General features: G+C 73.4%; 3 protein-coding genes. All 3 read right to left on the bottom strand.

Annotated elements, in window-relative coordinates:
* A partial coding sequence (locus ACGFYU_RS36850) for a type I polyketide synthase (protein WP_393831671.1) occupies window positions 1–1,442 on the bottom strand: 1,442 nt, incomplete at its 3' end.
* 59 nt (window positions 1,443–1,501) lie between these two features.
* Window positions 1,502–9,910 carry a type I polyketide synthase gene (locus ACGFYU_RS36845; RefSeq protein WP_393831670.1) on the bottom strand — a complete coding sequence of 2,803 codons (8,409 nt, stop codon included), beginning with the start codon at window positions 9,908–9,910 and terminating at the stop codon, window positions 1,502–1,504.
* A 63-nt stretch (window positions 9,911–9,973) separates the two neighbouring features.
* The coding region (locus ACGFYU_RS36840; RefSeq protein ID WP_393831669.1) for an SDR family NAD(P)-dependent oxidoreductase at window positions 9,974–22,430 on the bottom strand (12,457 nt) is incomplete at its 5' end.

The raw sequence follows: 22,430 nt of genomic DNA, 5'->3' as shown, positions 1-22,430 counted from the left end.
CCGCTCACCACGAACGGAACCACAGCCGGAGCGACACCCTCGGCCACCGGCTCCTCGACCTCCGGAGCCTGCTCCAGCACCACGTGCGCGTTCGTCCCGCTGATGCCGAACGAGGACACCGCGGCCCTGCGCGGGCGGCCCGTCTCCGGCCAGTCGCGCGCCTCGGTCAGCAGTTCCACCTCGCCCGCCGACCAGTCGACCTCGGTCGAGGGCTCCCCCACGTGCAGGGACTTCGGGAGGACGCCGTGGCGCATGGCCTCGACCATCTTGATGATGCCCGCGACGCCGGCTGCCGCCTGCGTGTGCCCGATGTTGGACTTGACCGATCCGAGCAGCAGCGGCTGGCCCTCCGGGCGCTCCTGGCCGTAGGTCGCGAGCAGCGCCTCCGCCTCGATCGGGTCGCCCAGCCGGGTGCCCGTACCGTGCGCCTCGACCACGTCCACGTCCGCCGCCGTCAGGCGGGCGTTGAGCAGCGCGTGGCGGATGACGCGGCGCTGCGAGGGCCCGTTGGGGGCGGTGAGGCCATTGGACGCGCCGTCCTGGTTGATCGCAGAACCCCGTACGACCGCGAGCACCTTGTGGCCGTTGCGCTTGGCGTCGGAGAGGCGCTCGACGAGCAGCATGCCGACGCCCTCGCCCCAGCCGACGCCGTCCGCGTCCGCCGAGAAGGACTTCGAGCGGCCGTCGGGGGCCAGGCCGCGCTGGCGGCTGAACTCGACGAAGGTGCCCGGCGTCGACATGACGGTCACGCCGCCCGCGAGGGCCATGGAGCACTCGCCGGAGCGCAGTGCCTGCGCGGCGAGGTGCAGGGCGACCAGCGAGGACGAGCAGGCCGTGTCGACGGTGACGGCCGGGCCGGTCAGGCCCAGGTTGTAGGCCACGCGGCCGGAGGCGACACTGCCCGCGCTGCCGGTGAGGATGTGCCCTTCGTGGCCCTCGGGGATGTCCCGCAGCCGCAGGCCGTAGTCCCCGTACATGACGCCGGTGAAGACGCCGACGGCGGATTCCTTGACCGTGGTCGGGTCGATGCCGGCACGCTCGAAGGTCTCCCAGGCGATCTCCAGCAGCAGCCGCTGCTGGGCGTCGACGCCGAGGGCCTCACGCGGGCTCATGCCGAAGAAGTCGGGGTCGAACTTGTCGGCGTCGTGCAGGAAGCCGCCCTCGCGGGTGTAGCTCTTGCCCTTCGCCTCCGGGTCGGCGTCGTACAGGTCCTCGGGCCAGCCGCGCCGGCTCGGGAACGGCGAGATCGCGTCGGTGCCGTCGGCGACGAGCCGCCACAGGTCCTCCGGCGACTCGACGTCACCGGGGTAGCGGCAGGCCATGCCCACGATGGCGATCGGTTCCTGGTTCTTCTCCTCGAGCTCCTGCAGACGGTTGCGCGTCTGGACCAGGTCGGCGGTCACCTTCTTGAAGACACCGAGGAGCTTTTCGTCGTTCGACATTTCTGCGTTCCCTACCCATTCATTTCGACAAGTTCGGAATTCGTTTTTCTTCTGTCGCGTCAGTCGAAGGTGATTCCGAATTCCTTGCCGACGAATTCATACATTTCCTCGACGGAGGCCGATTCCAGGTCCTCGGCGACGTCGGTGCCCTCCGTCGCGGCCCCGTGGCCCCGGCTGCCGTCCCACGCGGACATCAGCGCGGCCAGCCGGACCTGGGTCTGGGCGGCAGCCATGTCGTCCAGTTCCAGGCTCGTCAGGGCGGCTTCCAGCTCCTCGATGCGCTCCATCACCAGCCGTTCGGGCGACACCCCGGCGTCGACGAGCTCCTCGCGCAGGTGCGTGGCGAGCGCCTGCGGGGTCGGGTAGTCGAAGATGAGGGTGGCCGGCAGGCGCAGTCCGGTCTCTCCGTTGAGACGGTTGCGCAGGTCGACGGCGGTGAGGGAGTCGAAGCCGAGCTCCTTGAACGCCCGCTCCGGGTCGACCGTGTCCTGTCCCGCGTGGCCCAGTACGGTCGCGACTTGCGCGCAGACCAACTCGCGCAGCACCGCGTCCTGTTCGGTCTGCGGCAGCGCCGCCAGGCGCTGGGTGAGGCCCGATCCGCCGGCCCCGGTGCCCGAGGCCGTGCCCGCGGCGGCCCGCCGCGGGGCCTGGCGGACCAGGCCGCGCAGGATCGCGGGCAGCGCGTCGCCCTGGGCGCGCAGCGCCTTGGTGTCGAGGCGCATCGGGAGGACCCAGGCGCGGTCGCGGCCGAGGGCGGTCTCGAAGAGCTCCAGGCCGTCGTCGGCGGTCAGCGGCAGCAGACCGGCGCGGATCATGCGCTGGAGGTCGGCCTCACCGAGGTGGCCGGTGATCCCGCTGGCCTCGGCCCACAGGCCCCAGGACAGCGAGGTCGCGGGCAGGCCCGCGGCGTGCCGGTGGTCGGCGAGTGCGTCCAGGAACCCGTTCGCGGCCGCGTAGTTGCCCTGGCCCGGGGCGCCGAAGACGGCGGCCGCCGAGGAGAAGAGCACGAACGCCGACAGCGGCAGGTCCTTGGTCAGCTCGTGCAGGTTCCACGCGCCGTCCACCTTGGGGCGCAGTACGCCGTCCACCCGCTCGGGAGTGAGCGAGGCGATGACGCCGTCGTCGGCGACACCGGCCGTGTGGACCACCGCGGTCAGCGGGTGCTCCGCCGGGATCGAGGCGAGCAGCTGCGCGAGCGCGTCCCGGTCGGCCGCGTCACACGCGGCGATCCGCACCTGGGCGCCGAGCGCGGACAGTTCGTCGCGCAGGGCGTCGGCGCCGTCGGCGGCCGGGCCGCGCCTGCTGGTGAGCAGCAGGTGGCGTGCCCCGTACGCCGTGACCAGCCGGCGGGCCAGCATGCCGCCGAGCACACCGGTGGCGCCGGTGACGAGCACCGTTCCGTCCGGGTCGAACGGCGACGGCCGCTCGGTGGCCTCGGCTTCGACGGCCATCCGCGCCAGCCGCGGCGCGTACAGCTCGCCGGCCCGGATCGCGAGCTGCGGCTCACCGGTGGCGGGCGCGGCGATCAGCGCCTGCCAGGTGGCCGGGCCGGGCTCGGACCGCTCGGCCAGGTCGAGGAGGACGATCCGGCCGGGGTTCTCGGTCTGCGCCGAGCGCAGCAGGCTCCACGCGGAGGTCACCGCGAGGTCCTCGCCTTCGGCGCCGCTCGCCACGACCAGCAGCGTGGACTGCTCCAGGCGCTCGTCCGCGAGCCATTCCTGGGCCAGGCGCAGGGCCCGGTAGGTGACTTCGCGCACCGCGTCCGGCACCGCGCCGGCCTCGGGGGCCGCGGCCGCGAGCGGCAGCAGGGTCACCGGCGGGACCGGCTCGCCCGCGTCCACCGCGCCCAGCAGGGCGGAGATGTCCTCGTACTTGCGCAGGCCCGGGAACGGGCCCTGGGCCAGGCCGAGTGCGCCGTCGCCCAGCAGCGCCCAGCCCTCGGCGGGCGCGGTCGCCGGGCCGGCCACCTTGGTCCGCTCCACCTGGAAGAGGGCCTCGTGGTAGGTGGTCCGGGCACTGCCCAGCGCGTCCACGGAGACCGTCCGCCACAGCAGCGAGTCCGCCTCGGCGACGGGCTTGCCGGCGCCGTCCGCGATGAGCAGGGAGACGGTGTCGGTGCCGGTGGACACGAAGCGCACCCGCAGATCGGCGGCCCCGGCGGCGTGCACGGTGACACCGCCCCACGAGAACGGCAGCGCGGGCTCCGAGGCGTCTTCCAGCGCCTTGAGCATCATGGCGTGGAGGGTGGCGTCGAGCAGCGCCGGGTGCAGGGTGAACAGTCCCGCGTCGGTGCGCTGCGTGTCGGGCAGCGCGACCTCGGCGTAGACCTCGTCGTCCCGCCGCCAGGCGCGGCGCAGCCCCTGGAAGGCGGGGCCGTAGCCGTAGCCCTGATCGGCGAGCCGCTCGTAGGCGCCGTCGACATCGACCTCGACGGCCCCGGCCGGCGGCCACTCCACCAGGTCGCCGGGGATCCGCACGGCGGTCGGCGCGAGCAGACCGGAGGCGTGCTGGATCCACGCCTCGGCGTCCCCGTCCTGGCCTTCGGGCCGGGCGTGGACGGTCAGGACCCGGCGCCCGGAGTCGTCGGGCGCCCCGACGGTGAGCTGCACCTGGATGCCGCCACGCTCGGGCAGGATCAGCGGCGCGGCGAGGGTGAGCTCCTCGAGGGTGCCGCAGCCGACGCGGTCGCCGGCCTGGGTGGCCATCTCCACGAAGGCGGTACCGGGCAGGAGGACCGTTTCCGCGACCGCGTGGTCGGCGAGCCAGCCGTGCGTCTGGAGGGAGAGCCGCCCGGTGAGGATCAGGCCCTCGCCGTCGGCGAGCTCGACCGCCGCACCGAGCAGCGGGTGCCCGGCGGCCGTCAGACCGGCCGAGTTCACGTCGGCGCTGTCGGCCACGGGCACGAGCCAGTACGACTCGCGCTGGAACGCGTAGGTCGGCAGGTCGACGCGACGGGCGCCGGAGTTTTCGTAGTACGAGGACCAGTCGACCGGGACACCCCTGGTGAACAGCCCGCCGAGGGCGGTGATGAGCTGCTCCGGCTCCGGCCGGCCCTTGCGGAGAGCCGGAACCGTGGTGACCGACTCCGTGACGTTCGCAGCCATGGCGGACAGGACACCGTCGGGGCCGAGTTCGAGGAGCGACTCCACGCCCTGCGCCTCGATGGTGGTGACCGCGTCGGCGAAACGGACCGGGCGACGAACGTGGTTGACCCAGTAGTCGACCGAGGTCAGCTCCTCCGCGGTGGCCAGTCGACCGGTCACCGTGGAAACGAAGGGAATGCGGGGGGCGTTGAAGGTCAGCCCGGCAACGACCTCGCGGAAGTCGTCCAGCATCGGCTCCATCAGCGGCGAGTGGAACGCGTGGCTGACCGTGAGCTGCTTGAACTTCACACCCAGCGAACCGGCGATCTCCAGAACCTCGGCCTCAACACCCGCCAGAACCACGGACGTCGGACCATTGACCGCAGCGATACCGACAGAAGCCTCGCGGCCGGCGAGCAGCGGAAGGACCTGCTCCTCCGACGCCTGCACGGCGACCATCGCACCACCAGCGGGCAGCGCCTGCATCAGACGACCACGCGCCGACACCAGAGCCGCAGCATCCTCAAGAGACAGAACACCCGCCACGTGCGCGGCGGCGATCTCACCGATCGAGTGACCCGCCAGAACCTCCGGCTTCACACCCCACGACTCGACCAGACGGAACAGAGCAACCTCAAGAGCGAACAGAGCAGGCTGCGTGTTCCCCGTCTCGTCCAGACCCTCGCCGGAGAAGATCACCTCACGCAGCGAACCGTCCAGGTGCGACAGAACCTCATCAAAGGCGGTCGCGAAAGCCGGGAACGCCTCATACAACTCACGGCCCATACCGGCCCGCTGAGCACCCTGACCCGTGAACACCACACCCACACGGCCCGACCCGGCCACACCCTCGACGACCTCGTCATCGACGATCACCGCCCGGTGCTCGAACAGCGAGCGGTGCGTGGCCAGCGACCAGCCGATGTCGGCCGGCCGGGCGGCCGAGGCGGCGGCGAACTCGCGCAGCCGCTCCGTCTGCTCCCGCAGCGCGCCGGCCGTGCGGCCGGACACGGGCCACGGCGACACCGCCGGAGCCGTGCCCTCGGCCGCCTCCGGGGTCTCGGCGGCAGGGGCCTGCTCCAGCACCACGTGCGCGTTCGTGCCGCTGGCGCCGAAGGAGGAGACGGCCGAGCGGCGCGGGCGACCGGTCTCCGGCCACTCCCGGGCCTCGGTGAGCAGCTCGACGCCGCCGGAGGCCCAGTCGATGAGCGGTGAGGGCTGGTCGGCGTGCAGCGTCTTCGGCAGGACGCCGTGCCGCATCGCCTCGACCATCTTGATGACACCGCCGACACCAGCCGCCGCCTGGGCGTGGCCGATGTTGGACTTCAGCGAGCCCAGCCACAGCGGCTGCTCGGCCGAGTGCTCCTGACCGTAGGTCGCGAGGAGCGCCTCCGCCTCGATCGGGTCGCCCAGCCGAGTACCGGTACCGTGCGCCTCGACCACGTCCACGTCCGCCGCCGTCAGGCGGGCGTTGGCCAGGGCCTGGCGGATGACCCGCTGCTGGGAGGGGCCGTTGGGGGCGGTGAGGCCGTTGGACGCGCCGTCCTGGTTGACCGCCGTGCCCCGTACGACCGCCAGTACTTGGTGCCCGTTGCGCTGCGCGTCGGAGAGGCGCTCGACGAGCAGCATGCCGACGCCCTCGGCCCAGCCGGTGCCGTCCGCGTCGGCCGAGAAGGCCTTGCAGCGGCCGTCCTGGGCCAGCCCGCGCTGGCGGCTGAACTCGATGAACGTACCCGGGGTGGACATGACGGTCACACCGCCGACGAGCGCCATCTCGCACTCGCCCGAGCGCAGCGCCTGCGCCGCGAGGTGCAGGGCGACCAGCGAGGAGGAGCAGGCGGTGTCGATCGTCATGGCCGGGCCTTCGAGACCGAAGGCGTACGAGATGCGGCCCGCGACGACACTGGCCGCGTTGCCGGTCATCAGGTAGCCGTCGACCCCTTCGGGGGCGCGGGTCATCATCGTGGCGTAATCCGCGCCGTTGCCTCCGGCGAAGACACCCGTCTGGCTGCCGCGCACCGACTCGGGGTCGATGCCGGCCCGCTCGAACGCCTCCCAGGCGGTCTCGAGCAGCAGCCGCTGCTGGGGGTCCATGCCCAGGGCCTCGCGCGGGGAGATCCCGAAGAAGCCCGCGTCGAACTGGTCGGCGTTGTAGAGGAAGCCGCCTTCCCGGGTGTAGCTCTTGCCCGAACGGTCGGGGTCCGGGTCGTACAGGTCCTCGTCCCAGCCACGGCCGGCCGGCAGCGGACCGATGGCGTCGATGCCGTCGGACACCAGCCGCCACAGGTCCTCGGGCGAGGCGGTGCCGCCCGGGTAGCGGCAGGCCATGCCGACGATGGCGATCGGCTCGTCGCTCGCGCGGGTGGCGGTGAAGGTCCGCCGGACACCGTCGGAGCCGAGCAGTTCGTCCCGGAGGTAGGTGACGACCGCCTGCGGGGTGGGGTGGTCGAAGCTGACCGTGGCGGGAATCCGCAGGCCGGTCACCGCGTTCAGGCGGTCGCGCAGGTCCACGGCGGTCATGGAGGTCAGACCGAGCTCGGTGAAGTTCTGCTGTGCGCCCACGGAGCCGGGGTCGGCGTAGCCGAGGACGACGGCGAGCTGCTCGCGCACGAGCTGCAGCAGGAGTTCGTTCTGCTCGGCGTCGCCGAGCGCGGTGAGCTCGTCGATCAGCTCGGCCGCTCCGCCGCCCAGGCGGGGGGTCCGGTGCTCGACCACGACGGGGGCCGCGTACTCGGTCGCGTCGCCGGCGGCGGGCACCAGCCAGTAGTGCTCGTGCTGGAAGGCGTAGGTCGGCAGGTCGACGCGACGGGCGCCGGAGTTTTCGTAGTACGAGGTCCAGTCGACCGGGACACCCCTGGTGAACAGCCCGCCGAGGGCGGTGATGAGCTGCTCCGGCTCCGGCCGGCCCTTGCGGAGGGCCGGGACGGTGGTGACCGACTCCGTAACGTTCGCAGCCATGGCGGACAGGACACCGTCGGGGCCGAGTTCGAGGAGGGACTCGACGCCCTGGGCCTCGATGGTGGTGACCGCGTCGGCGAAGCGGACCGGGCGACGAACGTGGTTGACCCAGTAGTCGACCGAGGTCAGCTCCTCCGCGGTGGCCAGTCGACCGGTCACCGTGGAAACGAAGGGAATGCGGGGGGCGTTGAAGGTCAGCCCGGCAACGACCTCGCGGAAGTCGTCCAGCATCGGCTCCATCAGCGGCGAGTGGAACGCGTGGCTGACCGTGAGCTGCTTGAACTTCACACCCAGCGAACCGGCGATCTCCAGGACCTCGGCCTCAACACCCGCCAGAACCACGGACGTCGGACCATTGACCGCAGCGATACCGACGGTCTTCTCCCGGCCCGCGAGGAGCGGGAGCACCTGCTCCTCCGACGCCTGGACCGCGACCATCGCACCACCGGAAGGGAGCGCCTGCATCAGACGACCACGCGCCGAGACCAGAGCGGCAGCGTCCTCAAGGGACAGCACACCAGCCACATGCGCGGCGGCGATCTCACCGATCGAGTGGCCGGCCACCACGTCCGGCTTCACGCCCCACGACGCCACCAGACGGGAGAGGGCGACTTCGAGGGCGAACAGCGCGGGCTGCGTGTTCCCCGTCTCGTCCAGGCCCTCGCCCGAGAAGATCACCTCGCGCAGCGAGCCGTCCAGATGAGACAGAACCTCATCAAGCGCAGTCGCGAACGTCGGAAAAGCCTCATACAACTCACGTCCCATACCGGCCCGCTGAGCTCCCTGACCCGTGAACACCACGCCCACGCGGCCGGAGCCGGCGACACCCTCGACGACCTCGTCACCGACGACGACCGCCCGGTGATCGAACAGGGAACGGGAGGCCACCAGCGACGCGCCGATGTCCACCGGGCGGGCGTCCGTACCCGCCGCGAACTCCCGCAGCCGCTGCACCTGCGCGCCCAGCGCACCGGCCGTGCGACCGCTGACGACGAACGGGGCCACCGCCGGGGCGACACCCTCGTTGGCCGCCGGCTCCTCGACCTCCGGAGCCTGCTCCAGCACCACGTGCGCGTTGGTCCCGCTCACGCCGAACGAGGACACCGCCGCGCGCCGCGGGCGGCCCGTCTCGGGCCACTCCCGCGTCTCGGCCGCCAGCTCGACCGCGCCGGCCGACCAGTCGACCATGGGCGTCGGCTCGTCGGCGTGCAGGGTCTTCGGCACCACGCCGTGCCGCATGGCCAGGACCATCTTGATGATTCCGGCCGCGCCCGCCGCGTGCTGGGTGTGCCCGATGTTCGACTTCACGGAGCCCAGGAGCAGCGGCTGCCCCTCCGGGCGGGTCTTGCCGTACGCGGAGAGCAGGGCCTCCGCCTCGATGGGGTCGCCCAGCCGGGTGCCCGTGCCGTGCGCCTCCACGACGTCGACGTCGGCCGGCGTCAGGCGGGCGTTGGCCAGGGCGTCGCGGATGACGCGCTGCTGGGCGCGGCCGTTGGGGGCGGTGAGGCCGTTGGAGGCGCCGTCCTGGTTGACCGCCGTGCCGCGGATGACGGCGAGGACCTTGTGGCCGTTGCGCTGTGCGTCCGACAGCCGCTCGACGAGCAGCATGCCGACGCCTTCGCCCCAGCCGGTGCCGTCCGCGTCCGCCGAGAAGGACTTGCAGCGGCCGTCGGCCGAGAGCCCGCGCTGGCGGCTGAACTCGATGAACGTACCCGGCGTCGCCATGATCATGATGCCGCCGGCGAGGGCCATGTCGCACTCCCCGGACCGCAGCGCCCGCGCCGCGAGGTGCAGGGCGACCAGCGAGGAGGAGCAGGCCGTGTCGAGGGTGACCGCCGGGCCGGTCAGGCCCAGGTGGTAGGCGACGCGGCCGGACATGATGCTGGAGGTGCTGCCGGTGAGGACCAGCCCCTCCACGCTCGGCGGGGCGTCCTGCATGCGGGGGCCGTAGTCCTGGCCGGTGGCGCCGACGTAGACGCCGGTGCTGCTGCCGCGCAGGGAGGCCGGTGCGATACCGGCCTGCTCCACGGTCTCCCAGGCGACCTCCAGCAGCAGCCGCTGCTGGGGGTCCATGGCGAGGGCCTCGCGCGGGGAGATCTCGAAGAAGCCGGCGTCGAACAGTCCGGCGTCGTGCAGGAACCCGCCTTCCCGGGTGTAGCTGTGGCCGGAGGACTCCGGGTCGGCGTCGTACAGGTCCTCGGGCCAGCCGCGGCCTTCGGGGAAGGGGCCGACCGCGTCGGTCTCGGCCGCCACGAGGCGCCACAGGTCCTCGGACGAGCCGACACCGCCGGGGAAGCGGCAGCCCATGCCGACGATCGCGATCGGCTCGTGCTCCTTGTCCTCCGCCTCGCGGAGCTTGCGGTGCGCGGTCTGGGCGTCGTTGATGGCTCGCTTGAGGTAATCGCGGAGTTTCTGTTCCTCAGCCACGCGGGTTCAGCCTCTCGGAAGGTCGCAGGGTCGTGCGGTGGGGTCGGTGGTACGCGGTCGCCGTCACTCCAGGCCTCCGTCGATGAGGGCGAAGAGCTCGTCGTCGGTGGCGTCGTCGAGGCCGTCCGCGGCGTCGTTGCCGTCGGACTTGGCGCCGGCCTCGCGCCCGCACAGGGCGAGCAGTTCGGCGAGGCGGTCGCCGATCTCGTCGCGGGCGGCCTCGTCGGAGAGGAGCTGGACGAGCCCGGCCTTGATCCGGTCGAGTTCGGCCAGTACGGGGGCTGCCGTGGCGGCGGTCCCGTCGGCCGGTGCCGCGTCCCCGAGGTCGAACTGCTCCCTGAGGAAGCCGGCGACCTCGACGGGCGTCGGGTAGTCGAAGACGAGCGCGGTGGGCAGGCGCAGCCCGGTCGCGACGTTGAGCCGGTTGCGGAGCTCCACGGAGGTCAGCGAGTCGAAGCCGAGGGCCTTGAACGCCCGGTCCTGGTCGACGCTGTCGGGGTTGGCGTGGCCCAGTACGGTCGCGACCTGCGTCCGCACCAGGTCGATCAGCAGGGTGCCGCGCTCGGCCTCCGGCAGCGCGGCCAGACGCTGTTCGAGGGAGACGCCGCTCTCGACGGCGCCACCCGCCACGGCTCGGCGCGGGGTGCTGCGGACCAGGCCGCGGAAGAGCGGCAGGAGTCCGTCGCCCTGGCGGGCCAGGGCGGCCGTGTCGAGCTTGGTGGCCGCGACGACGGGGTCGCCGAGGAGCTGGGCCGCGTCGTAGAGGTCCATGCCCTCGGTGGAGGACAGGGCGATCAGTCCGCCGCGGGCCATGCGCTTCAGGTCGGTCTCGTCGAGGTGGCCGGTCATGCCGCTGGCTTCGGTCCACAGGCCCCACGCCATGGAGACGGCGGGCAGGCCGCGGTGGCTCCGGTGCTGGGCGAGGGCGTCGAGGTAGGCGTTGGCGGCGGCGTAGTTACCCTGGCCGCCGGCGCCCATGAGCCCGCCGACGGACGAGTACAGGAGGAAGAAGGCGAGGTCCAGGTCCTCGGTGAGCTCGTGCAGGTGCCAGGCCGCGTCGGCCTTGGGCAGCATGACCCGGTCGAACTGCTCGCGGGTCATGTCCGCGATGACGCCGTCGTCCAGGACGCCGGCGGTGTGGACGACACCGGTGAGCGGGTGCTCGGCCGGTACGTCGGCCAGCAGTGCGGCCAGGGCCTCGCGGTCGGCCACGTCGCAGGCCGCGTAGGTGACCTGGGCGCCGAGTGCGGTGAGTTCCGCCTTGAGGTCCTCCGCTCCGGGTGCCGCCAGTCCGCGCCGGCTGGTGAGCAGCAGGTTCCGTACGCCGTACTCGGTGACGAGGTGGCGGGCGGCGAGGGTGCCGAGGCCGCCGGTGGCGCCCGTGATGAGGACGGTGCCCTCGGGGTCCGGCTTGGCGGGGACGGTCAGGACGACCTTGCCGACGTTGCGGCCCTGCTGGAGGAACCGGAAGGCCTCCGGTGCGCGGCGGACGTCCCAGGCGGTGACGGGAAGGGGCTTGAACACGCCCTTCTCGAACAGTGCCAGGATCTCGACGAGCATCTCCTGCACCCGGTCCGGGACCCCGCCGACGGCGTCGGGCTCGGTGCGGGCGAGGACCGTGAGGTCGTAGACCTGGTAGTCGACGCCCGGGTGGTCGGCGGCGAGCCGGTCCGCGTCGCGGATGTCGGTCTTGCCCATCTCCAGGAACCGGCCGCCGCCCGGCATGAGCCGCAGCGACGCGTCGATGAACTCGGCGGCGAGGGAGTTGAGGACCACGTCCACACCCCGCCCGTCGCTCATCTTGCGGAACTGCTCCTCGAAGTCCAGCGTCCGGGAGTTGGCGATGTGGTCGTCGTCCAGGCCGAGGGCGCGCAGGGTGTCCCACTTGCCCGGGCTGGCGGTGCCGTAGACCTCGGCGCCGAGGTACTGGGCGAGCTGGACGGCGGCGATGCCGACGCCGCCGGCGGCCGCGTGGACCAGGACCGATTCGCCTTCGCGGACCTGGCCGAGGTCGACGAGGCCGTAGTAGGCGGTCAGGAAGACCACGGGGACGGACGCGGCCTGGGCGAAGCTCCAGCCGTCGGGCATCCGCGCGATCAGGCGGCGGTCGCCGATGGCGACGGAGGCGAACGCGCCGTCGAAGAGGCCCATCACCCGGTCACCGACGTGCAGGTCCGTGACGCCCGGCCCGACCTCGGTGATCACGCCGGCGCCCTCGCGGCCCATCTGGGCGCCGTTCTCGGGGACGAGGCCGAGCGCGACGAGGACGTCGCGGAAGTTCAGGCCGGCCGCGCGCAGCGCGACCCTGACCTCACCGTCGCGCAGCGGGGCGGCGACCTCCGGGCACGGGGCGATCGACAGGTTCGCCAGGGTGCCCTTGACGGGGGCGACCACCCGCCATTCGGGGACGTCCGGCGTGTTCAGGCTGCCGGAGGGCCGGGCGACGCGGGCGGCGAGGAGCTCGCCGGAGCGCAGCGCCAGCTGGACCTCGCCGGCCTCGATGGCCGCGTCGAGCGCCGCGGCCGGGATGCGGAGGCTGTCCGTGTCGAGGAGGACGAAGCGGTCCGGGTTCTCGGTCTGCGCGGAGCGCAGCAGGCCCCACACGGTGGCCGCGGCCAGGTCGTTCACCGGTTCGCCGGAGAGGACGGACTGGGCGTCGTGGACCAGGAAGACGAGCCGGGTCTGGGCGAACCGGTCGTCGGCGAGCCAGGTGCGCACGGTCTCCAGGATCCGGTGCGCCGCGGCTCCCGCGGTGTGGGCATCGACGCTGCTGCCCCGGGGGATGGGCAGCAGGACGACCGCGGGAGCCGTGGCGCCCTCGGTCACCGATCCGGTCAGTGCCGCCAGGTCCTGGTGGACGGTGGCACCGGCCGCTCCGGTGAGCTGGTGGCCGGCGGAGCCGATGAGGGCCCAGCCGGTGGCGTCGTGGGCCGCTCCGGTCTCCTGGGTGGCCAGGGCCGCCCAGTCGAGGCGGAACAGCGCGTCGTTCTGTGCGGCGCCCGCGCCCTGGAGGGCTTCGCGGGAGATGGGCCGCAGGGTGAGCTCCTCGACGGTGGCCACGGGGGCGCCCGCGCCGTCGGCGATGAGGAAGGACGCCGCGTCGGTGCCGGAGAAGGTGGCCTTCACGCGCAGCACGGAGGCTCCGGTGGCGTGGACGGTCACTCCGGACCAGGCGAACGGCAGTCCGGCCTGGCGGTCGCTGCCGGCGACTCCGGGGAGCAGCAGGTGCAGCGCGTTGTCGAGGAGGGCCGGGTGGAGCGCGAACTCCCCGGCATCGGCGGCGAGTTCTTCGGCGAGGGCGACCTCGGCGAAGACGTCGTCGCCCTGCTGCCACAGGCGGCGCAGGCCCTGGAAGAGCGGCCCGTAGCCGAAGCCCTGCTCGGCGAGGCGGTCGTAGACGCCGTCGAGGTCGACCTCGGTGGCACCGGCCGGCGGCCAGGCGGTGAGTCCGGCCGCCGCGGTCCGGTCGGCCACGGCGAGGGTGGCGGTGGCGTTGCGGGTCCAGGGCTGGTCCTCGCCGTCGGGGCGGGAGAAGATGCCCAGCTCGCGGCGGCCTGAGGCGTCGGGTTCGGCGACGGTCAGCTGGAGTTGGATGCCGCCGCGCTCGGGCAGGATCAGCGGTGCGGAGAGGGTGAGTTCCTCAATGGTGTCGCAGCCGACGCGGTCGCCGGCCTGGGTGGCGAGCTCCACGAAGGCCGTGCCGGGCAGCAGGACCGTGTCGAAGACGGTGTGGTCCTTCAGCCAGCCGTGCGTCTGCAGGGAGAGCCGCCCGGTGAGGATCAGGCCCTCGCCGTCGGCGAGTGCGAGGGCGGCGCCGAGCAGCGGGTGGCCCGCCGCGTCGAGACCGGCCGAGGTGACGTCCCCGGTGGCGGCCTCCGCCGTCAGCCAGAAGTGCTCGTGCTGGAAGGCGTAGGTGGGCAGGTCGACGTGCTGGGCGTCGGAGCCCTCGTAGTACGCGGTCCAGTCGACCGGGACGCCGCCCGTGAAGGCGGTGGCGACCGAGGTGAGGAGCTGGTCGAGGCCGCCGCGGTGGCGCCGCAGCGATCCGATGACGAGGCCGTCCGCGCCGGCCGCCTCGATGGTCTCGGCGAGGCCGACGGCGAGCACCGGGTGCGGGCTCATCTCGAGGAACACGTCGTGCCGCTGGGCGAGGAGGGCCTGGGTGGCGTCCTCGAACAGCACGGTCCGGCGCAGGTTGCGGTACCAGTAGCCGCCGTCCATCTCCGTGCCGTCGGCCCAGTCGGCGGTGACGGTGGAGAAGAAGGGCACCTCGGCGCGGCGGGGGCGGACCGGGGCGAGGAGCTCGGCGAGCTCCTCCTCGATCCGCTCGACGTGCGCCGAGTGGGAGGCGTAGTCGACGGGGATGCGGCGGGCGTCGACCTGGGCGGCCACGAGGGCCTCGTAGAGCTCGTCGAGGGCGGCCGAGTCGCCGGAGACGACGGTCGAGGAGGGTCCGTTGACGGCCGCCACGGAGATCCGCTCGCCCCAGGGGGCCAGCTCGGCGACGGTCCGCTCCCGCGGCAGCGGTACGGACATCATCCCGCCGAGGCCCGCGAGGGCCTTGAGGGCCTGGCTGCGCAGGGCCACGATCCGGGCCGCGTCGTCGAGGGAGAGGGCCCCGGCGACACAGGCCGCGGCGATCTCGCCCTGCGAGTGGCCGAGGACGGCCGCCGGTTCGACCCCGTACGAGCGCCAGACGGCGGCCAGGGCCACCATGACGGCGAACAGCGTGGGCTGGACGATGTCGACGTGCTGGAAGGAGGAGGAGCCCGGGTCGGCCGGCTCCTCGCGCAGGACGTCGAGCAGGTTCCAGTCGGTGTAGGGGGCGAGGGCGGCGGCGGAGGCCTGGATGGACTCGGCGAACACCGGGGAGGCGTCGAGGAGTTCGGTGGCCATGCCGATCCACTGGGAGCCCTGGCCCGGGAAGACGAACACGGTCTTGTCGCGGGTGGCGGTCGCGCTGCCGGTGACGACCGCGCTGTCGCCGCCGCCGGCCGCGAGGGCGTCGAGGGCCGCGAGCAGGCTGTCGCGGTCGGCGCCCAGGACGACGGCGCGGTTCTCGTGCAGGGCGCGGGTGCCGGCCAGCGAGAGGCCGATGTCCTGGGTGCGCGGGGCCCCGTCGGCCGCGGCGAAGGCGCGCAGCGCCTCGGCCTGGCCGCGCAGGGCGCCGGCTCCGCGGGCGGACAGGATCCACGGGGTGACGGCGGGCGCCGTGCCGGTGGCCTCCGGTGCCTGCTGCGGGGCGTGTTCGAGGATGACGTGGGCGTTGGTGCCGCTGATGCCGAAGGAGGAGACGGCGGACCGGCGGGCCCGGTCCGTCTCGGGCCAGGCGCGCTCCTCGGTGAGCAGCTCGACCGCGCCCGCCTCCCAGTCGATCACCGGGGAGGGCTCGCTGACGTGCAGCGTCCTGGGCAGGACGCCCTCGCGCATCGCCATCACCATCTTGATGACACCGCCGACACCGGCGGCCGCCTGGGTGTGACCGATGTTGGACTTGAGGGAGCCGAGCCACAGCGGCTCGTCCCCGGCGCGCTCCTGGCCGTAGGTGGCGAGCAGCGCTTCGGCCTCGATGGGGTCGCCGAGCGGGGTGCCGGTGCCGTGGGCCTCGACCGCGTCGACGTCGGCGGGGGTGAGGCGGGCGTTGGCCAGGGCCTGGCGGATGACCCGCTGCTGGGACGGGCCGTTGGGGGCGGTCAGGCCGTTGGACGCGCCGTCCTGGTTGACGGCCGTGCCGCGGACGACGGCGAGGATGTTGTGGCCGTTGCGCTGCGCGTCGGAGAGCCGCTCCACCAGGAGCAGACCGACACCCTCGGCCCAGCCCGTGCCGTCGGCGCCCGCGGAGAAGGACTTCGAGCGGCCGTCGGGGGCGAGGCCCTTCTGGCGGCTGAACTCGACGAAGGTGCCCGGGGTGGACATGACGGTCACACCGCCGGCGAGCGCCATGTCGCACTCGCCAGCCCGCAGGGCCTGCGCGGCGAGGTGCAGGGCCACCAGCGAGGAGGAGCAGGCGGTGTCCACGGTGATGGACGGACCGGTCAGCCCGAAGGTGTAGGAGAGGCGGCCGGAGATGACGCTTCCGGTGTTGCCGGTGAGCAGGATCCCCTCCAGCTCCTCCGGCATCTGCCCGACCTTGGGCGCGTAGTCGTGGTACATGACGCCGGTGAAGACACCGGTCTGGCTGCCCTTCAGGTCGGCCGGGTCGATCCCGGAGCGTTCGAAGGTCTCCCAGGCCGTCTCCAGCAGCAGGCGCTGCTGCGGGTCCATGCCGAGGGCCTCGCGCGGGGAGATCCCGAAGAAGCCGGGGTCGAACTGGCCGGCGTCGTGCAGGAAGCCGCCCTCGCGGACGTAGGTCTTGCCGGCCCGCTCCGGGTCGGGGTCGTACACGTCCTCGTCCCAGCCGCGGTTCTCCGGCAGGCCGGAGATGGCGTCCGTACCGGAGGCGACGAGCCGCCACAGGTCCTCGGGCGAGGCGACACCGCCGGGGTAGCGGCAGGCCATGCCGACGATGGCGATCGGCTCGTCGCCGGTCGCGGCCGTGACGGCGCGCACCGCGGCGGCCTCCGCGCCCGCTTCGTCGGACAGTTCGGTGACCAGGTGCTCTACGAGCGCCTTGGGGGTGGGGTAGTCGAAGACGAGCGCACTCGAAAGGCGCAGTCCGGTGGCCGAGTTGAGACGGTTGCGGAGCTCGACGGAGGTGAGCGAGTCGAAGCCCAGCTCCTTGAAGGCCCGCTCCTGTCCGACGGCGGCCGCGTCACCGTGGCCGAGTACGGCGGCCACCTGGGCGCCGACCAGGTCGGTGAGCACCCGCAGCCGCTCGGCGGGGGTCAGCGGGGCGAGCCGCTGCCGCAGGGGCGCGGCGGCCGCGTCCCGGGCGGCGGCGCGGACGCGGCGGGCCGGCCGCGGGGCGAGGTCCTTCAGCAGCGTGTGGACGTCGCCGCGCTCGGCCTGGGCGCGCAGCTGGGCGGCGTCCAGGTGCATCGGGACGAGCAGCGCCTGCTCGCGGCCGGGGCGGACGGCGGCGTCGAACAGCGCCAGTCCGTCGCTCTGCGCGAGCGGGGCGACCCCGGCCCGCGCCATGCGGGCGATGCCGGTGCCGTCGAGGCTGTCGGCCATGCCGCCGCCCTGCTCCCACAGACCCCAGGCGAGGGCCGTCGCGGGCAGTCCGGCGGCCCGGCGGTGGTGGGCGAGGGCGTCCTGGAAGGTGTTGGCGGCGGCGTAGTTGCCCTGGCCCGCCGCACCTATCAGCCCGGAGATCGAGGAGAAGAGGACGAAGGCGTCCAGCTCCAGCCCGGCGGTCAGCTCGTGCAGGTGCCAGGCCGCGTCCACCTTGGGCCGCAGCACGCGCTCCAGCCGGTCGGCCGTCAGACCCTGGACGACGCCGTCGTCCAGGACACCGGCCGTGTGCACGACGGCGGTCAGCGGGTGCTCCGCCGGTATCGCGGCCAGTACGCCGGCCAGTGCGTCGCGGTCGGCGACGTCGGCGGCGGCCACGGTGACCCGGGCGCCGAGCCCGGTCAGCTCGGCGGCCACGTCCTCGGCCCCCGGGGCGGCGGTGCCGCGCCGGCTGACGAGCAGGAGGTCGCGTACGCCGTGCTCGGTGACCAGGTGGCGGGCGAGGAGGGCGCCGAGGCCGCCCGTGCCGCCGGTGATGAGCACGGTGCCGTCGGCGGTGAAGGCGGGCCGCGACTCGCCGGCCGCGCGGGCGGGCTCGTCGGACTCGGTCCGGGCCAGGCGCGGGGCGAAGGCGGCGCCGGCCCGTACGGCCAGCTGCGGCTCCCCGCTCGCGAGCAGGGCGGGCAGCGCCCGGCCGGACTCCTCGGTCCCGTCGAGGTCGACGAGTACGAAACGCCCGGGTGCCTCGGTCTGCGCCGAGCGGAGCAGACCCCACACGGCGGCCTGCGCCAGGTTCCCGGCCTCGGCGTCATCGGCTGCGGCCACCGCGTCCCGGGTGAGGACGGCGAGCGTCGTCTCGGCGAACCGCTCGTCCGCCAGCCACTGCTGTACGAGTTCCAGCACGCTCAGGGTCACGGCCCCGGCGGCGGCGGGCAGGTCGGCCGCACCGGCGGCGAGGGCGTCCACCGGCAGGAGGACGGCCGACGGCACGGTGCCGGCCTCGGCGAGGGCGGCCAGGTCGGCGTGGGCGGGGATGCCCTCGGGCAGACCCGGAACCGTGGCGGTCCCGATCAGGGCCCAGTCGCCGGCCTGTCCGGCGGCCGCGGGGGCGGCGACCGGGGTCCAGGCGAGGCGGTACAGCGCGGCCCCGTCATCGGCGCGGGCGCCGCGCAGCGAGGCGGCGGACGCCTGGCGCCACAGCAGCTCGCGCACGGTGGCGACGGGGGTGCCCGTGCCGTCGGCGACGGCGATGGCCACGGTCTCCGGACCGGTCCAGGTCAGGCGGACGCGGAGGGAGGAGGCCCCGGCGGTGTGCACGGTGACACCGGACCAGGCGAACGGGAGGGCGCTCGGCCGCTCCGCGTCGACGACCCCGCGCAGGAGCGGGTGGAGGGTGGCGTCGAGGAGCGCGGGGTGGAGGGCGAACTTCCCGGCCTCGGTGCGCTGCTCCTCGGGGAGCGCGATCTCGGCGAAGAGGGCGCCGTCCGGCGACCGCCAGGCGCGGCGCAGGCCCTGGAAGGCGGGACCGTAGGCGTACCCCTCGGCCTCCAGGCCCTCGTAGGCAGCGTCGACGGGGATCTCGGTGGCGCCGGCCGGCGGCCACACGAGCAGCTCGGACTGCGGGGCGGCGCCGTCGGCGGCGGCGAGGACGGCACCGGCGTGGCGGGTCCACGGCCGGCCGTCGCCGTCACCGTCGGGGCGGGAGTAGATGCCCAGCTCGCGGCGGCCGGAGGCGTCGGGCTCGCCGACGGTCAGCTGCACCTGGACGGCGCCGCGCTCGGGGAGGACCAGCGGGGCGGCGAGGGTGAGCTCCTCGATGGTGTCGCAGCCGACGCGGTCACCGGCCTGGGTGGCCAGCTCGACGAACGCGGTACCGGGCAGCAGGACCGTGTCGAAGACGGTGTGGTCGGCGAGCCAGCCGTGCGTCTGGAGGGAGAGCCGCCCGGTGAGGATGAGGCCCTCACCGTCTGCGAGCTCGACGGCCGCACCGAGCAGCGGGTGCCCGGTGGACGACAGACCTGCCGAGGACACGTCGCCGGAGGCGGAGCCGGTCGGGAGCCAGAAGTGCTCGCGCTGGAAGGCGTAGGTGGGCAGGTCGACGCGCTGGGCGCCGGAGCCCGCGTAGTACGAGGTCCAGTCGACCGGGACACCGGCGACGAACAGCCGGCCGAGGGCGGCGATGAGCTGCTCGGCCTCGGGACGACCCTTGCGCAGAGCCGGGACGGCCGGGGTCTCGGTGATGTCGGCGGCCATGGCGGACAGGACCGCGTCGGGGCCGAGTTCGAGGAGGGACTCCACGCCCTGGGCCTCGATCGCCTCGATGGCGTCGGCGAAACGGACCGGGCGGCGGACGTGGTTGACCCAGTAGTCGACCGAGGTCAGCTCCTCCGCCGAGGCCTCCTGGCCGGTCACGGTGGAGACGATCGGAATGCGCGGGGCGTTGAAGGTCAGCCCGGCAACGACCCGGCGGAAGTCGTCCAGCATCGGGTCCATCAGCGGCGAGTGGAAGGCGTGGCTGACGGTCAGCTGCTTGAACTTCACACCGAGAGAACCGGCGATCTCCAGGACCTCGGCCTCAACACCCGCCAGAACCACGGACGTCGGACCGTTGACCGCGGCGATACCGACAGAAGCCTCGCGGCCGGCGAGCAGCGGAAGGACCTGCTCCTCCGACGCCTGGACGGCGACCATCGCACCACCAGCCGGGAGCGCCTGCATCAGACGACCACGCGCCGACACCAGAGCCGCAGCATCCTCAAGCGAGAGGACACCGGAGACGTGCGCGGCGGCGATCTCGCCGATCGAGTGACCGGCCAGAACCTCCGGCTTCACACCCCACGACTCGACCAGACGGAACAGAGCGACCTCAAGGGCGAACAGAGCGGGCTGGGTGTTGCCGGTCTCGTCCAGACCCTCGCCGGAGAAGATCACCTCACGCAGCGAACCGTCCAGGTGCGACAGAACCTCGTCAAAGGCCGCCGCGAAGGCCGGGAACGCCTCGTACAGCTCACGCCCCATACCGGCCCGCTGAGCACCCTGACCCGTGAAGACCACGCCCAGACGGCCCGACCCGGCCACACCCTCGACGACCTCATCGCCGACGATCACAGCCCGGTGCTCGAACAGCGACCGCGACCCCACCAGCGACGCGCCGATGTCCACCGGACGGGCATCCGAACCCGCCACGAACTCCCGCAGCCGCTCCACCTGCCCCTTCAGCGCATCGGCGGACCGACCGCTGACGACGAACGGAGCAACAGCCGGAGCGATGCCCTCGGCCGCCGGCTCCTCGACCTCCGGAGCCTGCTCCAGCACCACGTGCGCGTTCGTCCCGCTCACGCCGAACGAGGAGACCGCCGAGCGGCGCGGACGGCCGGTCTCCGGCCACTCCCGCTGCTCGCCCGCCAGCTCGACCGCGCCGGCCGACCAGTCGACCATCGGCGTCGGCTCGCCCAGGTGGAGGGTCTTCGGCACGACGCCCTCACGCATCGCCATGATCATCTTGATCACGCCCGCCACACCGGCGGCGGCCTGCGCGTGGCCGATGTTGGACTTCAGCGAGCCCAGCCACAGCGGCTGCTCGGCCGAGTGCTCCTGGCCGTAGGTCGCGAGGAGCGCCTCCGCCTCGATCGGGTCGCCCAGCCGGGTGCCCGTACCGTGCGCCTCCACCACATCGACGTCCGCCGCCGTCAGGCGGCTGTTGAGCAGTGCCTGCCGGATGACCCGCTGCTGGGAGAGCCCGTTGGGGGCGGTCAGGCCGTTGGACGCGCCGTCCTGGTTGACCGCCGTGCCCCGGAGCACGGCCAGCACCTTGTGGCCCTTGCGCTGCGCGTCGGAGAGGCGCTCGACGAGCAGGAGCCCGACGCCCTCGGCCCAGCCGGTGCCGTCGGCGTCGGCCGAGAAGGACTTGCAGCGGCCGTCGGCGGCGAGACCGCGCTGACGGCTGAACTCCATGAACATGCCGGGGGTCGACATGACGGCCGCACCGCCGGCGAGCGCCATGGAGCACTCGCCGGAGCGCAGTGCCTGCGCGGCGAGGTGCAGGGCGACCAGCGAGGACGAACACGCGGTGTCGATCGTCATCGCCGGGCCGAGGAAGCCGAAGGAGTAGGCCAGGCGGCCGGACATGATGCTCGGCGTGCTGCCGGTGAGCAGGTGGCCCTCGACGCTCTCGGGAGCCTCGAACATCCGCGGGCCGTAGTCCTGGACCGTGGCGCCGACGAAGACACCGGTCTGGGTGCCGCGCACCGACTCGGGGTCGATGCCGGCCCGCTCGAAGGTCTCCCAGGCGGTCTCCAGCAGCAGGCGCTGCTGGGGGTCCATGGCCAGGGCCTCGCGCGGGGAGATCCCGAAGAAGCCCGCGTCGAACTGCCCGGCGTCGTGGAGGAAGCCGCCTTCGACGGAGTACGTCGTACCGGAGCGCTCCGGGTCGGCGTCGTACAGGCCGTCGAGGTCCCAGCCGCGGTCGGTCGGGAAGCCGGAGATGACGTCGGTACCGTCGGCGACGAGCCGCCACAGGTCCTCCGGCGAGCCGACTCCGCCCGGGAGACGGACGCCGATACCGACGATCGCGATCGGCTCGTCGGCGGCGAACGCGGCGGGCAGCACCTCGGCGCCCGTGGCGTCGGCTTCGATCTCCGCGGTCTCCGCGAGGATGTACTCGACGAGGGCCCGCGGGGTCGGGTGGTCGAACAGCAGGCTGGAGGTCAGCCGCAAGCCGGTCGCCACGGCAAGGCTGTTGCGGAGTTCGACCGTCATGTACGAGTCGAAGCCCAGTTCCTTGAACGCGCGGCCCATCTCCACGGCGGTCACGTCGCCCAGTACGGCGCCGACATGGGCGACCACGAGCTCGGTGACGGCCTTGGTGCGCCCGTCGGCGTCAAGGCCCTGGAGCTGCTGCGCGAGCAGGCTGGCGATCACAGCGGGGGCCGGCGCGTCGGACAGGACGGTGTCGGGCCAGTAGCGCTCGCGCTGGAAGGCGTAGGTGGGCAGGTCGACGCGCCGGGCGCCGGAGCCCGCGTAGTACGAGGTCCAGTCGACCGGGACACCGGCGACGAACAGCCGGCCGAGGGCGGTGACGAGCTGCTCCGGCTCGGGACGGCCCTTGCGCAGTGCGGGGACCGCGGACGCCATCGCGGACAGGACCGCGTCGGGGCCGAGTTCGAGGAGGGACTCGATGCCCTGGGCCTCGATGGTGGTGACCGCGTCGGCGAAACGGACCGGGCGGCGGACGTGGTTGACCCAGTAGTCGACCGAGGTCAGCTCCTCCGCCGAGGCCTCCTGGCCGGTAACGGTGGAGACGACCGGAATGCGCGGGGCGTTGAAGGTCAGCCCGGCAACGACCTGGCGGAAGTCCTCCAGCATCGGCTCCATCAGCGGCGAGTGGAACGCGTGGCTGACCGTCAGC

This window comes from Streptomyces sp. NPDC048337 (assembly GCF_043201175.1).
Classification (GTDB): Bacteria; Actinomycetota; Actinomycetes; order Streptomycetales; family Streptomycetaceae; genus Streptomyces.
The sequence above is the reverse complement of the archived record's forward strand: the minus strand, read 5'-3'. Positions and strand labels throughout refer to the sequence as shown.